This is a genomic window from Pseudomonas sp. 21615526, assembly GCF_013386245.1.
GTDB lineage: Bacteria > Pseudomonadota > Gammaproteobacteria > Pseudomonadales > Pseudomonadaceae > Aquipseudomonas.
On record NZ_JACAOM010000054.1, the window covers coordinates 1 to 13,702 of the forward strand.

13 protein-coding genes and 1 pseudogene are annotated in these 13,702 nt (G+C 61.3%); 7 read left to right on the forward strand and 7 right to left on the reverse strand.

Annotation, left to right across the window (positions count from 1 at the left end):
* Positions 1-33: 33 nt before the first annotated feature.
* Positions 34-2,103, reverse strand: a complete 2,070-nt coding sequence (locus tag HX786_RS15900; protein ID WP_003217419.1) for an AsmA family protein — start codon at positions 2,101-2,103, stop codon at positions 34-36.
* Positions 2,104-2,472: 369 nt separating this feature from the next.
* Between HX786_RS15900 and HX786_RS15905 the strand changes: the two genes are divergently transcribed.
* On the forward strand, positions 2,473-2,922 hold the full coding sequence (locus HX786_RS15905) for a hypothetical protein (protein ID WP_178912324.1): 450 nt from the start codon (positions 2,473-2,475) through the stop codon (positions 2,920-2,922).
* Between the two features lie 151 nt (positions 2,923-3,073).
* Entirely contained in the window at positions 3,074-3,706 is a 633-nt protein-coding gene (locus tag HX786_RS15910; protein WP_003217423.1) for a TetR family transcriptional regulator, read from the forward strand.
* A gap of 1 nt (position 3,707) precedes the next feature.
* Here the strand turns inward: HX786_RS15910 and HX786_RS15915 are convergent, their stop codons facing one another.
* Positions 3,708-4,196: a C40 family peptidase gene (locus tag HX786_RS15915; protein ID WP_087692460.1), complete on the reverse strand. Its 489-nt coding sequence runs from the start codon at positions 4,194-4,196 to the stop codon at positions 3,708-3,710.
* 338 nt (positions 4,197-4,534) lie between these two features.
* Between HX786_RS15915 and ureE the strand changes: the two genes are divergently transcribed.
* The 5 genes and pseudogenes from ureE (at position 4,535) to HX786_RS15940 (ending at position 8,145) form a co-directional block, all read left to right on the forward strand.
* Entirely contained in the window at positions 4,535-5,035 is a 501-nt protein-coding gene (ureE, locus tag HX786_RS15920; RefSeq protein WP_008439076.1) for an urease accessory protein UreE, read from the forward strand.
* Positions 5,032-5,706, forward strand: a complete 675-nt coding sequence (locus tag HX786_RS15925; RefSeq protein ID WP_003217429.1) for an urease accessory protein UreF — start codon at positions 5,032-5,034, stop codon at positions 5,704-5,706. The genes ureE and HX786_RS15925 overlap by 4 nt, the downstream gene beginning before the upstream one ends.
* 23 nt (positions 5,707-5,729) lie before the next feature.
* Positions 5,730-6,344, forward strand: coding sequence for an urease accessory protein UreG (gene ureG / locus HX786_RS15930; protein WP_003217431.1), 615 nt, complete (start codon positions 5,730-5,732; stop codon positions 6,342-6,344).
* Positions 6,345-6,368: 24 nt separating this feature from the next.
* Positions 6,369-6,935: pseudogene (locus HX786_RS15935) on the forward strand (HupE/UreJ family protein); the annotation flags it as partial.
* Between the two features lie 79 nt (positions 6,936-7,014).
* The gene (locus tag HX786_RS15940; RefSeq protein ID WP_178912325.1) at positions 7,015-8,145 is read left to right on the forward strand and encodes an AGE family epimerase/isomerase; all 1,131 of its coding nucleotides are present in this window, start codon (positions 7,015-7,017) and stop codon (positions 8,143-8,145) included.
* On the opposite strand, the gene HX786_RS15945 is transcribed toward HX786_RS15940, so the two are convergent.
* From HX786_RS15945 to livM, 5 genes are all read right to left on the reverse strand, one after another.
* Positions 8,117-9,022 (reverse strand): cation diffusion facilitator family transporter, encoded by a 906-nt coding sequence (locus HX786_RS15945; RefSeq protein WP_003217435.1) that lies wholly within the window; start codon positions 9,020-9,022, stop codon positions 8,117-8,119. The two genes, HX786_RS15940 and HX786_RS15945, sit on opposite strands and share 29 nt — an antisense overlap.
* Before the next feature lie 224 nt (positions 9,023-9,246).
* Positions 9,247-10,014 carry an SDR family oxidoreductase gene (locus HX786_RS15950; protein ID WP_003217437.1) on the reverse strand — a complete coding sequence of 256 codons (768 nt, stop codon included), beginning with the start codon at positions 10,012-10,014 and terminating at the stop codon, positions 9,247-9,249.
* Positions 10,015-10,838: 824 nt separating this feature from the next.
* The gene (locus HX786_RS15955; RefSeq protein WP_003217439.1) at positions 10,839-11,555 is read right to left on the reverse strand and encodes an ABC transporter ATP-binding protein; all 717 of its coding nucleotides are present in this window, start codon (positions 11,553-11,555) and stop codon (positions 10,839-10,841) included.
* Entirely contained in the window at positions 11,552-12,427 is an 876-nt protein-coding gene (locus HX786_RS15960) for an ABC transporter ATP-binding protein (protein WP_003217442.1), read from the reverse strand. The genes HX786_RS15955 and HX786_RS15960 overlap by 4 nt, the downstream gene beginning before the upstream one ends.
* Positions 12,424-13,701: a high-affinity branched-chain amino acid ABC transporter permease LivM gene (gene livM, locus HX786_RS15965; protein ID WP_003217445.1), complete on the reverse strand. Its 1,278-nt coding sequence runs from the start codon at positions 13,699-13,701 to the stop codon at positions 12,424-12,426. Before livM ends, HX786_RS15960 begins: the two co-directional genes overlap by 4 nt.
* Position 13,702: the final 1 nt, after the last annotated feature.

A 13,702-nucleotide genomic window follows, 5' to 3' on the forward strand; every position in this document is an offset into this window, starting at 1 on the left:
CCCGCTCCCACATTTGGTTCACGGTTTTGTCAGCTAGCCTTTCACTGTTTTAGGTGCCTTGCCTTCCTTCATCTGTTGCAGCAGCGGCGCACACTGGTTCGGCTCATCGCCGCTCGGTGCCACCAGCGCCAGCAAGCCCGCCGCCGGGCCGGCAATCACACCCAAGGCAACCATGCCCGCACCACGCAGCATCAGCGGCACCGCCTTCACGCCAGCATTCGGTTTGATAAACGGCCCGTTGACGTACAACGGCGAGCGCAGGGAAAACAGGCGGAAGCCTTTGGACTCCGGGGTAATGGTCAGGTCAAGCTGCTCGCTGGCCATGTTCGCGGTGCCATCGATGTAGATGATCGCGTTCTCGGTATCGAACACAAACAGGCGAGTCGTCGCCAGGCCCGACTTGATGCCGAAGTCTGCGGCCGCACAGTTGATCTTCACTTCCTTGTCGCCAAACAGGCGGCCGACCACGTAGTTGCCAACGTTGAGCCCGGCGATTTCCATCAGTCCGCGGCTGATGGCGCCGTCGTTGATCAACATCTTCAGATCGCCATTCGACGTGCCAAGCAATGCCGCGACGGAGTTGCCGCGCCCGGAAATGTCCGCGTCGCCGTTGAGCTCACCGAAGCTGGTTTTCATCGGCTCGAAGGTCGGGAACAGCTGCTTGAGCTTGAAATTGCGCGCGGTGAGTCTGGCCTGGCCTTCCATCGGCGTGGTGCGCCCGTTGAGACGAATCTGCGCGTCGAGCTTGCCACCGGCCACGCCGAAACGCAGGGGCTCCAGGCTCAACTGCCCGTCGTTCAGCACCAGGTGAGTGTAGAGATCGGTGAACGGCAATTCGGCACTGTGGACGATGCGTTTGCCGGTGAATTCGACGTCGGCATCCATGTCGCGCCAGCGCTCGGTGCGGAACTCTTCCACCGGCAGCACCTTGGTCGCCGGCTGCTTGCTTTCGCCGCCACGGGCTTTTTGCTTGGCGTTGGAGTCGGCACCGATCAGCGGCGCCAGGTCGGTCATCAACAGCTGGTTGGAGACCAGCGCCCCGGTGAGCTTGGGCCGCGGCTGGCTGGCGACGTAGCCGAGGTTGCCGTGGATGTCGCTGTTGCCGATCTTGCCGTTGAAGTTTTCATACTGGAACGACGCGCCACTGGCCTCATGCAACTTGGCGATCAGGTGGCCGTCGGTGGAATAGGCCGGCGAATCCGGCAAGGTCACGCCGGTCAGGGGGTACAGGTTGCCCAGGCTGCTGCCGGAGAGTTTGAGGCGCAGGTCGAGGGCGCCGAGGTTCATCGGGTCGGTCAGGGTGCCGGCCAGCGCGATGCTGGTGTCGCCGATCCTGGCCTGGGCTTGCAGCGGGAACGGCTTGGCCGCGTCCTGCAAGGCCAGCAGGCCACCGATCTTGCCGGTGCCATCGAGTTTCTGGCCGTGGTATTGGCCCTTGACCTTGAGGCCGAACGCGTAATCCTGCGGCGCCGAGCCTTTTTCCAGGGCTTTCCTGGCGTCGGCATCGCCGACGATCTCGCCGAAGGGGATCGGCTTGCCGAGCAGGTCGATCACGACGTCGAGCTGGGTCTTGAGAGTCTGGTCGTCGAGGGTCACATGGCCTTTGTCGAAGCCGATGGCGCCGATGTCCACCACCCAGTTGGACGGTTCGGCATTCGGGTCCTTGGGGTCGAACTTGAAGGTCCAGTTGGCGCGGCCATCGGCCAGGCGCTGCAACTGCGCACTCGGTTCGGTGAGGTCGATACGCGGGATCACCACGCGCTGGGCCAGCAACGCCAGGGGCGAGATACGCAACTCCACGCGCTTGAGGGTGACCATCTGCGGGGCTTTCGACCAGTCGGGATTGCCCAGGGTCAGGTCTTCGGCAATCACATGGGGCCACGGAATCCAGGCGCGCCAGCCGCCCTCATCGGGCTCGCGCTGCCACACCACGGCCAGGTTGCCATTGATGGCAAACGGTCGATGCAGCTCTTCGGAGACCTTGGCGTTGAGGGGCGGCTTGATCCGGTTCCAGTCAAAGAACACCAGGACCAACACCACAATGGCGATTAACAAAACGAAGCTGGCGCAGCTCCAGGCGAGAATTTTACGAGTGCGCGTCATTGCACAGGACTCCAGGTTACGACTGAGCGGGCGCTTTGCGGCGCGCGTTTTGACTACAGCTTATATGGCTACGACTGACAAACGGCGCGGGGGTTTAACCCCATTGATGGAATTACTCATAAAAACCGCCTTTCCTGACCAACCAGACAGTTTCAATCATCAACGACGCACCGTTGTTACCCACGTTCGTGTCGAAAATACCCACCTCGGTGCAAAAGCGCGGGCTTGAGACCTGCGAGATAGAGCCTTCGCAGGGAACAATCAATTCTGTTGATTATTACCATTGTGTTTATGAACTTTTATATCGACTTATCAAGAGTAGCATTAGCCCTGTACCCAATTTATCGCCCTCCCAAGGAGCAACCCATCATGAAACGCCAAATACTCGCAAGCTTTGCACTTTCCCTCCTGGCCAGCAGCGCATTTGCCCTGCCAGCTGCTGAACAGGCAACCCCACAAGTGAAAGCCGACGCTTCCCACTTCAGCCAAACCCTGGCTCGCAGCGGCGCTTCGGACAAGAACAACACCGACTACAACGGCAGCATCACTGAAAACGGTTCGGAACAAGCCAACAAACGTGCTTACACCGAAGGCGTTGCTGAAGGTGGCCGTGACCGTCTGGAACAGAAAGGCCTGGTTGAAGGTGGCGCTGATCGCCTGATGGAACGCAACGCTGTTGCCGAAGGTGGCCGTGATCGCCTGGAACAGAAAGGCCTGGTTGAAGATGGTTCGAGCCGCGCCAACAAACGCGCTTATGCTGACGGCGTAGTGGAAGGCGGTGCTGACCGTCTGGCAGAACTGCATCAAGCACAGAGCTAAGCCCGTGCTGGCCCTGGAAAAAAGCCCGATCAGCCGATCGGGCTTTGACTTTGTGTGAACCGCAACGCCCTTCTCCCTTTTGAAGTTCGACGCTGGCAAAGCTGATTTGCTAGAGTGCGTCGCTGTCCTTGTCCACAAAGCCCGCCTGCCAATGCTGCCCCGCGCCGAACAGAAGCAACAGACCCGACTCGCCCTGATGGACGCAGCCCGCCATCTGATGGAGTGTGGCCGTGGGTTCGGCAGCCTCAGCCTGCGTGAAGTGGCCAAGACCGCCGGCATCGTGCCCACCGGTTTCTACCGTCACTTTGCCGATATGGATCAGCTGGGCCTGGTATTGGTCAGCGAAGTCGGCCAGACCTTTCGCGCGACGATTCGCCTGGTGCGCCACAACGAATTCGTGATGGGCGGCATCATCGATGCCTCCGTGCGGATTTTCCTGGATGTGGTCGCCGCCAACCGTTCGCAATTCCTGTTCCTGGCCCGCGAGCAATACGGTGGCAGCCTCGCCGTTCGCCAAGCCATTGGTGCCCTGCGTGAAGACATCGCCAGCGACCTCGCCGCCGACCTGACCCTGATGCCCAAGCTCCAGCACCTGGATGCCGACGGCCTGCACGTGATGGCCGACCTGATCGTCAAGAGCGTGTTCGCCACCCTGCCCGACATTATCGACCCGCCCGCCGAAGCGCTGCCTGCGCACCTCACGCCACAAGCCAAGATCACCCAGCAGCTGCGTTTCATCTTTATCGGCCTCAAGCATTGGCAAGGCCTGGGCAGCACCGAATAACTCAGCGCACGGTGTGAAAACGCTTGGCGGTGGTGTAGTTCCGGTTCCAATAGCTGTTGGCCAGTGAGTCGATGCGCACGCTTTTGCCCGTGCGTGGCGAGTGGATGAACTTGCCCTCTCCTATATAGAGACCAACGTGGCTGACCTGGCCGCGCCCATTGCCCCTGAAAAACACCGCATCACCCGGTTGCAACGCATTGCGCTTGACCGTGGCCGCGGTTGAGCGGTGCATCGCCGAGGTGGTGCGAGGCAGATGAATGTTGGCTTCGGTCTTGAACAGGTACACCAGGAAGCTGCTGCAATCGAAGCCCTGCTTCACCGAAGCGCCGCCCAATTTATAGGGCGTGCCCAACAGCTCGTGGGCGCGGTCGATCACGTTGTCGATAGAAGGTGGCGGCGCGAATGCCGGGGCACGCTGAAGGTTGGCCGAAGCAGATGAAATGGCGAGCGACAAACTGACAATGAGTAAACAGAAAAATGACTTGTACATGGTGGAAACCGCTGAAGATTAAATACGGAGCGGAATCCTAATGAAACAGCGCGTAACGCAACGCACGGCAAATCCTGCAAGTGCGTAGGAAAAGTCCCAAGCAATCAAAACTCAAAAAAAGATGAAAGAAATTTCATGCACCAAGCAATGGAATTCAACGCCGAGCGCCCGGATCCGGTGCTATAAATCCAACCACGCACCAAAATGAAACATTTTGGAATAATTTCCTGCGCCATCAGGTGGCACAAGTCGCCTGCCTACAGGGAATTCCTACTCCCCGCGTGGTTGGCAAGACCCTTGCTCTAGCTTGCTTATCGCTCATAGCTGGAAGCTTTCTGATGCTGGTGATCCACCGCCGAATCGCCCCCCAACCCGTCTGGGCCGCAGAGTTGCTGCTGAATTTCGAAGCCCGCAGCAAAAGCCGCCTGCGCTGTTTCAGTGCCGACGGAGAAGACGTCGGCCTGTTTCTGGAGCGCGGCCAACCGCCGCTGCACGATGGCGAATTCCTACAGGCTGAAGACGGACGTGTCGTACGCGTGTGTGCCCGGCCTGAACAACTGCTGCACGTCACCTGCGGCAACGCCTTTGAACTGACCCGCGCCGCCTATCACCTGGGCAACCGCCACGTGGCGCTGCAAGTGGGTGACGGTTGGCTGCGCCTGCTCGATGACTACGTGCTCAAGGCCATGCTCGATCAGTTGGGCGCGACGACCGAGACCATCGAGGCCCCCTTCCAGCCGGAACACGGCGCCTATGGCGGCGGCCACCACCACTCCCGCCATGGCGACGAAGACTTCAACTACCCGCCCAAGCTGCACCAGTTCGGCGTACGTCTATGAACCCAGCCTGGGCGCTGTTGCGTCTGGCCAGTCCGCAGCTGCCGATTGGTGGCTACAGCTATTCTCAGGGCCTGGAAATGGCCGTGGAGCAAGCCCGCGTGACCGACCCGGCAAGTGCCGGGCGCTGGATCAGCGATCAACTGTTGCTCAACCTGGCGCGCTTCGAAGCGCCGCTGCTGCTTGCCCACTGCCAGGCCGCCGCCGAACAGGACTGGCCACGCCTCGCGCAGTTGTGCGAGGAACACCGCGCCAGCCGTGAAACCCGCGAGCTTTATCAGGAAAGCCGGCAGATGGGCTATTCCCTGCACCAGCTATTGAACGGTTTACCGGAGCTGGATGACGCCGCCCGAGAATTCCTGGCACAGCGCTCCGAACCGCACCTGGCCCTGGGCTGGGCCCTGGCCGCCCGCGCCTGGCAGATCAGCCCGGATGACGCCCTGGCCGCCTGGCTGTGGAGTTGGCTGGAAAACCAATTGGCGGTGCTGATGAAGACGCTGCCTCTGGGCCAACAAGCCGCCCAGCGCCTGACCAGCGAACTGCTGCCGCTGCTGCAACAAGCCCAGCAGGACGCCAGCCAGCTTGACCCCAATCACTACGGCAGCGCCGCGTTTGGCCTGTCCCTGGCGTGCATGGCCCATGAGCGCCAGTACAGCCGCCTGTTCCGTTCCTAGGGCACTTTATCTTGGAGAATCACATGAACACCCAACCCCTGCGCGTCGGCATCGGCGGCCCGGTCGGCTCCGGCAAGACCGCCCTGACCCTGGCCCTGTGCCTGGCTCTGCGTGATCGCTACAACCTGGCGGTGGTCACCAACGATATCTACACCCGCGAAGACGCCGACTTCCTGGTGCGCAACCAGGCCCTGGCGCCCGAGCGCATCATCGGTGTGGAAACCGGCGGCTGCCCCCACACCGCGATTCGCGAAGACGCCTCCATCAACCTCGAAGCAGTAGACCAGTTGAACCGTCGCTTTCCCGGCCTGGACCTGATCCTGGTGGAATCCGGCGGCGACAACCTGTCGGCCACCTTCAGCCCGGAACTGTCGGACCTGACCATCTACGTGATCGATGTGTCGGCCGGCGACAAGCTGCCGCGCAAAGGCGGGCCGGGAATCTGCAAATCCGACCTGCTGGTGATCAACAAGATCGACCTGGCGCCGCTGGTAGGCGCATCCCTGGAGCTGATGAACAGCGATACCCAGCGCATGCGCGGCGGTAAACCTTTCGTCTTCAGCAATCAGAAAACCGGCGTCGGCCTGGAAGAAATCGTCGCCTTCATCGAACGCCAGGGCTTGCTGACCGCAGCCTGATCAACCCCCACAAGGAGCCTGTCCATGCGCCTCAATACACTTCTCGCTGCCGCAGCCTTGCTGCTCACTCCCGCCCTCGCCTTCGCCCACCCCGGCCATGGCGACAACGGCCTGGTGGCCGGTATCAGCCACCCGCTGGGCGGCATCGACCACTTGCTGGCAATGGTCGCCGTGGGCCTGTGGGCCGCTCAACAAAAAGGCTCGGCGCGCTGGGCGCTGCCGTGCACGTTTGTCGGCACCATGCTGATCGGCGGGATGCTGGGCTTTGAAGGGCTGGAACTGCCGGCGCTGGAAAGCGGGATTGCCGCGTCGGTGCTGGCGCTGGGCCTGGCGGTAGCGCTGGCGGTGCGGCCGCCGTTGTTCGTGGCGGTGGCGGCGACGGCGCTGTTTGCACTGTTCCATGGCGTGGCCCATGGTTTGGAACTGCCGGACATGTCCAGCCCTTGGGCGTATGCCATAGGGTTTGTGGGTGCGACGGCGGTTTTGCATGCTGCCGGTTATGCCGCGGTGCGTTTCCTGCCGGCGGCGGCTGCGCCGTTGGTGCGGGTGGCGGGTGCGGTTTCGGCGGCGACTGGGGTTTGGTTGCTCGCGAAGGCGGCAGTAAAGACAACACCGATCCCAAGCCTGATACCATGTCGCGCAAACACCCCTGCCGTGACGACGCCAGCCGATGCCCATCGCTCCAAGCTCCGCCCTCAAGCCTCAATTGACCGCCGTGTTGATGCACTTCCACGACCAGATCGTGCCGCTCTGGCAAGGCCCGGGCTGGAATGCCGACCTGGCGCTGCCCTATGAGGCCCTGGACGCCGATCATCGGCCGTTGCCCCCGCAACGCTACCGCGCCATGGCCTGCGCACGGCAGTTGTACCTGTTCGCCAGCCTGATCGGCGAGCCCGGCGCAGCCTTTGCCGAGGAGCGCGCCGCCGCGCTGTTCCGTTCCCTGCAACGGCACTTCCACGACGCCGAGCACGGCGGCTGGTTCTACAGCATCGACGCCCACGGCAAGCCGCTGGATAAGCGCAAGGACCTCTACACCCACGCCTTCATCATCTTCGCCTGCGCCCACTATTGGGCCAAGGTACGTGAATCGCTGGTGGAATCGGTACTCGACGCCGCCCTGGAAGTGGTCGCCGAACGCTTCGCCACCGGCGACGGCCTGTACGAAGCGGTGCTGGAACGTAACTGGTCATCCCTCAAGTCTGGCCCTCTGCAAAACCCGCTGATGCACCTTGCCGAAGGTTTCCTCGCCACGTTGGCCGTGCGGGAGGACGCCGTCACCCAAGACGCGTTGCTGGACCTGGCCAACGCCATGCAGAAGCGCTTCATCGACCGCCAACACGGGGTGATGATGGAAAAACCGCTGGGCGCTGTGGATAACTGGTTTGAACCGGGGCATCAGTTCGAATGGTTCTTCCTGCTGGAATCTTCGGATTTGCTGCGGGGCACACCGCTGCACACATCACTGAGCAAAGCGTTCACCTATGCCGAGCAAAAGGGTGTGGATAACCTGACCGGTGCGGTCAGCGGCATGCTCGCCCTGGACGGCAGCGTGCGCGACGGCACCCAGCGCATCTGGGCCCAGGCCGAATACCTGCGGGCGCTGACCTTGCGGCCCGACAGTGAAGCCGTGCTGCACCGCCAATTGCTGGCGCTGCAACAACGCTTCCTGCACGACAAAGGCTGGAATGAGTGCCTGGATGCCAAGGGGCACGTGAGCCGGCGGGACATGCCGTCGACCACGCCTTACCACTTGGCGACGTGCTACCTGGGCCTTACGCAATCCATTTGCGGTCCCCGGTAAAACTGATCGTCAGCCAGCGGGCCGCATCCGGCTTGCCCAACCCTGTGGATATTTCTTCGCGCAGCCCGTCCAGGGTGGCGACGTTATCCACCGGGTAATCCGCCGGCAGCACCACATGAATTTCGATAAACCGCGCCCGCCCGTGCTTCTGCACGTAGGACACGTAATCATCGAAACCATGCCTGGCCTGGGCCGCATCCATCACTTCGCGCACTTTGCCGTCCAACTGGTCCGGCACAATCCCCAACACGTCGCGTAGCGCCGGGCGCAGGATCTTGAAGGCCGGCGCCAGCATGCTCAACGCCAGCAGGATCAGGATCAACGGGTCCACATACACCGCCCACTGCCCATAGCCCTGGGACTTGAGCAACAGCGCCGCCAGGAAGCTCACCAGCAGCCCCACCGACAGCATCGCGTCCACCAACCAACTGATGTTGTCGAACTGGATCAGCGACGACTTGAGCGTGCGATTGCGGTAACGCACGTAGAAAAAATAGGCGAACTCGACGACGGTAAACACCGCCGCATAGATGATCACCAGGCCCAACTCGATATCGCGCCCGCCATTGATAATGCCGAACACGCCGTTGAGAAACGCGTAGATGGCGATCAACAGCAAAAAGCTGCCCTCGATCAGCAGCACCATGGGTTCCAGGTGCCAGTAGCCGAACTGGAAACGTTCGTTGCTTTTCTTGGCGATCAGCTTGGCCGTGATCAGCATCAGCACCTTGATGGCGGTGGCGATCAGCGAGAAAAAGCCGTCGAATAAAATCGATTGGGCGCCCGACACCACCCCCGTGACAATCCCGGCGATCGCCACGGCGAACATCAGGATGGTCGATTGTTTGAGCAGCGACTGCTCACCTCGGTTACTCACATATCCTCCTGTCAAAACCTTTGAACCGCACAGCGCGGCGGGGTTTTCAGGGGTGGAGTGTACCTTATGTCCTGTTTTGGCCGATTTGCCGCATATTCAAGCCTGACAAAAACCCTGTGGCGAGGGAGCTTGCTCCCGCTGGGCGGCGAAGCCGCCCCAAAAAAGCCAGGGCCGCTTCGCAGCCCAGCGGGAGCAAGCTCCCTCGCCACAACAGCTCGACGAACTTAGGCCTTGGCGCCACGCTCAATCGCAAACCCGGCCCAGGTCTGGCTCACTGGCATCAGCTCCAGGCGGTTGATGTTCACGTGTGCCGGGGTGTTAAGCACCCAGAAGATCGTATCCGCAATGTCCTGCGGCTGGATCGGCTCGGCACCGGCATAAGTCGCGTCATAACGCGCCTGGTCACCGGCAAAGCGCACCAGCGAGAACTCACTCTCACACAGGCCCGGCTCAATGTTGGTCACGCGCACGCCGGTGCCCTGCAGGTCGCAACGCAGGTTCAGCGAGAACTGTTTGACGAAGGCCTTGGTGCCGCCATACACGTGGCTGCCCGGGTACGGGTAGCTGCCGGCAATGGAACCGAGGTTGATGATACCGGCGCCACGGCCATGGGCGATCAGGCGCGGCAACAGCAGGCTGGTGGTGGTCAGCAGGCCCTTAATGTTGGTGTCGACCATGGTTTCCCAATCGTCGAGGCTGCACTTCGGCGCAGGGTCGGTGCCCACCGCCAGGCCGGCGTTGTTGATCAGCCCGCGCAGCGTGGCAAAGGACGGCGGCAGGTTCGCGATCGCCTCTTCCATGGCCTTGCGGTCACGCACGTCCACCACCAGGCCGAGCACTTCGGTCTGCTTGGAAAGCTCGGCGCACAGGGCGTTCAAGCGCTCTGCGCGGCGGCCGGTGAGCACCAGTTTCCAGCCGGCTTCGGCAAAACGGCGGGCACAGGCTTCGCCAAAACCGGAGGTCGCGCCAGTAATAAACAGCGTATTGGACATGGTGTTCTCCTTGCGGGGCTACGAGGTAAAAAATCAGCCAGCAGAATGCCCGGCTGCCGGGCTGGCGGCAACTGATACACGCTGTGGACACAGGTGAATGCCGCTCATGCTGTACGAAATTCAACCAACCGCCCGAAAGCCATACAGGCCGTGGCGTGCAGCCATGTGCGCGCACCTTATCCACAGCCCCGTCCACAGTCTTTGGGGGCAAGTACAAAAGCTGAAAGCCGCGCTACACAAGGCTTTCAGCGCGATTCAAAAAGTTTTTTGCTTGACCTTGCGCAGCCCGTATGTAGCCCGGTTCAAAACGGTGCAACCAGGACGATGGCTCCAGGCCAGTCATTCCGGCCTCTGCGGCACTCTTTCCAGAGTTTAGTCACAGACTTATCCACAGGCCGGAGTGACATATTCCGGTCATATACCTGTGTCTTTAAACAGGTTGACAAACCCCTCGGGTGGTCACGAAAAACTCACTGATCAATAAACAACCACCACGCTGCAAGCCGCGAAAACAAAGGCCTCCAGCCAGCTACTCCCACGTTACCCACAGCCGGTTCCACAGTGCTTGGGGACAAGTCAAAACTGTGACAAAACAGGGATTTGCGGCGGCTATATGTCGCGCTTTGGCAGGTGCCCGGATTTGTTGTCCACAATTTCAGGAAAGCCTGCAGGCGACGCAAAAAAATGTGGGAGCGGGCTTTGTGTGGGAGCGGGCTTGCTCGCGAAAGCGGCGTATCAGTCAATGCAAATGTGACTGACCCACCGTCTTCGCGAGCAAGCCCGCTCCCACACAAGCCCGCTCCCACATTGGACCTGCGAACGACTTAATGCCCGCCGAGGTAGGCGTTACGCACCTCCTCATTCACCAGCAGCTCCTTGCCGGTGCCGGTAAGGCGAATCTCGCCGTTGACCATCACGTACGCCCGGTCCGACAAGCGCAACGCATGGTTGGCGTTCTGCTCCACCAGGAAGATGGTCATGCCGGTAGACGCCAGCTCCCGCAGCGTGGAAAAGATCTGCTTCACCACGATCGGCGCCAGCCCCAGGCTCGGCTCGTCCAGCAGCAACAGCTTGGGCCGGCTCATCAGTGCGCGGGCGATGGCAAGCATCTGCTGTTCACCACCGGACATGGTCATCGCCCGCTGGTTGCGCCGCTCCTTGAGACGCGGGAACAGCTCGAACATGCGCTGCATGTCTTCGGTGGCGAACTTGTCGCCAATCGGGATAGTGCCCATCAGCAGGTTTTCCTCGACGGTCATGTCGGGGAACACCCGCCGCCCTTCCGGCGACTGCGCAATGCCGTTGGAGGCGATGTAGTGGGACGACTTGTGGGTAATGTCGACGCCGCGGTAGATGATCTGCCCGGACTCGGCCCGTGGCTGGCCAAAGATCGACATCAGCAGCGTGGATTTACCCGCACCGTTGGAGCCGATCAGGCTCACGGTTTCGCCTTCGTTGATGTGCAGCGAAACTTTCTTCAGGGCCTGGATCGGGCCGTAGAACACGTCCAGGTCTTTCAGTTCGAGGATTGGCTCACTCATACCAGCTCCTCTTCGTCAGCGCCCAGATAAGCCGCGATCACCTTCGGATCATTGCGGATCGCTTCCGGCCCGCCCTCGGCAATCACGTTGCCGTGGTCCAGCACCACGATGTGGTCGGAAATACTCATCACCATGCCCATGTCGTGTTCGATCAGCACCACCGTCAGGTCGTGCTCGTCCCGCAGCAGGCGAATCATCGCGCTGAGGGCTTCGGTTTCCTGGGGATTGAGGCCGGCGGCCGGTTCGTCGAGGCAAATAATCTGCGGCCGGGTGCACATGGCACGGGCGATTTCCAGGCGGCGCTGCTGGCCGTAGGACAGCTCGCCGGCCAGGCGGTTGGCGCAGTCCACCAGGTCCACCACTTCCAGCCAGTAGAACGCATGGTCGAGGGCGTCGCTTTCAGCCTTGCGGTAGCCCTTGGTATTGAGGATGCCCGCGAGCATGTTGCGGTTGACCCACATGTGCTGGGCCACCAGCAGGTTCTCCACCACCGACATTTCCTTGAACAGGCGAATGTTCTGGAAGGTGCGCGCCAAACCCGCCCGGTTCACCAGGTGAGTGCCGCCGAACATCTTGTAGAACACCCGGCTGACGAAGCTTTTCGGCGAGACAAAGTCGGTGGCCTTGAAGCGCTCGCCCAGCAGTTGGATCACGTTGGTCTGCTTGCCGCGCACATTGAGTTCGATCTTGCCGCCGGAGGCTTTGTAGAAACCGGTCAGGCAGTTGAACACGGTGGTCTTGCCGGCACCGTTGGGACCGATCAGGGCGAAGATCGAGTTGCGCTTGACCTTGAGACTTACGTCGCTCAAGGCCTTGATGCCACCAAAGTGCATCATCAGGTGTTCCACGGAAAGAACGACTTCCTTGCTCATGGCGCCACTCCTTTACGCGGGACAACACCGGTACGGCTGATACGAATCAGGCCTCGTGGTCGCCAGATCATCATCACCACCATCAACACGCCGAAGAGCAGCACGCGGTACTCGGAGAAGCTGCGCAGCAGCTCCGGCGCCACCGTCAGCACGAACGCGGCAATCACCACGCCGACGGTCGAGCCCATGCCGCCCAATACCACGATGGCGAGGATCAGCGCCGACTCGAAGAAGGTGAACGACGACGGGTTGACGAAGCCCTGGTAGCTGGCGAAAAACACCCCGGCCAGACCGGCAGTGGACGCGCCGATGGTGAACGCCGAGAGCTTCACCAGCACGTGGTTGAGGCCCATGGAACGGCAGGCGATTTCGTCTTCGCGCAAGGCTTCCCACGCGCGCCCCACCGGCATGCGGGTCAGGCGGTGCTTGATGTACAGCACCAGCAGCACCACCAGGAACAGCACGATGTAGATGAACAGGAATTTGATGTTGGGGTTGTAGTCGATGCCGAAGAACTCGTGGAACGGCACCCCGCCATCCTTCGCCTTGCGCACGAACTCCAGGCCGAAAAACGTTGGCGACGGCACCGGCATGCCGTTCGGGCCACCGGTAAACGACAGCCAGTTATTCAGCACCAGGCGGATGATTTCACCGAAGCCCAGGGTCACGATCGCCAGGTAATCGCCGTGCATTCGCAGCACCGGAAACCCGAGTATGCACCCCGCCAGCGCCGCACAAATCGCCGCCAGCGGCAGCACCGACCAGAAGCCCAGGCCGAGGTACTGGTAACCCAGCGCCAGGCCATAGGCGCCGATGGCGTAGAACGCCACGTAACCCAGGTCGAGCAGCCCGGCCAGGCCGACCACGATGTTCAGGCCAAGGCCCAGCAACACGTAGATCAACCCGAGGATCACCACGGTCAGCAGGTATTTGTTGGCGAAGAACGGGAACACGATGGCAATCACGATCAACGCCGGGATGATCCAGCGCAGGCGCGACTTGTAGTCCGGCTTGAGTACATGCACACCGGAGCCGGTACTTTCAAACCCCTGCAGAATCCGCAGGCCCCTTGGGGTTTGCAGGAACAGGCTCATGGCGAACCGGCCGACCATCACGATGGCCACCAGGATGCCGACACGCGCCGGTTGCAGGTTGAAGCTGTAGCCGTCGAGGACCACGCCGACGATCGGACCGAACACGATCAGCGAAATCAGCCCGGCGAGTACCGCATCGACGACACTTTTCTTGATATCGATAGAGTAGGCAGCAGACATA

Excerpts from the sequence above, each read along its gene's own strand:
- HX786_RS15925 (WP_003217429.1), top strand. The coding sequence starts at position 5,032 with ATGAACCCAGCCTGGGCGCTGTTGCGTCTGGCCAGTCCGCAGCTGCCG.
- HX786_RS15940 (WP_178912325.1), top strand. The coding sequence starts at position 7,015 with ATGCCCATCGCTCCAAGCTCCGCCCTCAAGCCTCAATTGACCGCCGTG.
- HX786_RS15900 (WP_003217419.1), bottom strand. The coding sequence starts at position 2,103 with ATGACGCGCACTCGTAAAATTCTCGCCTGGAGCTGCGCCAGCTTCGTT.
- livM (WP_003217445.1), bottom strand. The coding sequence starts at position 13,701 with ATGTCTGCTGCCTACTCTATCGATATCAAGAAAAGTGTCGTCGATGCG.
- HX786_RS15960 (WP_003217442.1), bottom strand. The coding sequence starts at position 12,427 with ATGAGCAAGGAAGTCGTTCTTTCCGTGGAACACCTGATGATGCACTTT.
- HX786_RS15955 (WP_003217439.1), bottom strand. The coding sequence starts at position 11,555 with ATGAGTGAGCCAATCCTCGAACTGAAAGACCTGGACGTGTTCTACGGC.
- HX786_RS15915 (WP_087692460.1), bottom strand. The coding sequence starts at position 4,196 with ATGTACAAGTCATTTTTCTGTTTACTCATTGTCAGTTTGTCGCTCGCC.
- HX786_RS15910 (WP_003217423.1), top strand. The coding sequence starts at position 3,074 with ATGCTGCCCCGCGCCGAACAGAAGCAACAGACCCGACTCGCCCTGATG.
- ureG (WP_003217431.1), top strand. The coding sequence starts at position 5,730 with ATGAACACCCAACCCCTGCGCGTCGGCATCGGCGGCCCGGTCGGCTCC.
- ureE (WP_008439076.1), top strand. The coding sequence starts at position 4,535 with ATGCTGGTGATCCACCGCCGAATCGCCCCCCAACCCGTCTGGGCCGCA.
- HX786_RS15950 (WP_003217437.1), bottom strand. The coding sequence starts at position 10,014 with ATGTCCAATACGCTGTTTATTACTGGCGCGACCTCCGGTTTTGGCGAA.
- HX786_RS15905 (WP_178912324.1), top strand. The coding sequence starts at position 2,473 with ATGAAACGCCAAATACTCGCAAGCTTTGCACTTTCCCTCCTGGCCAGC.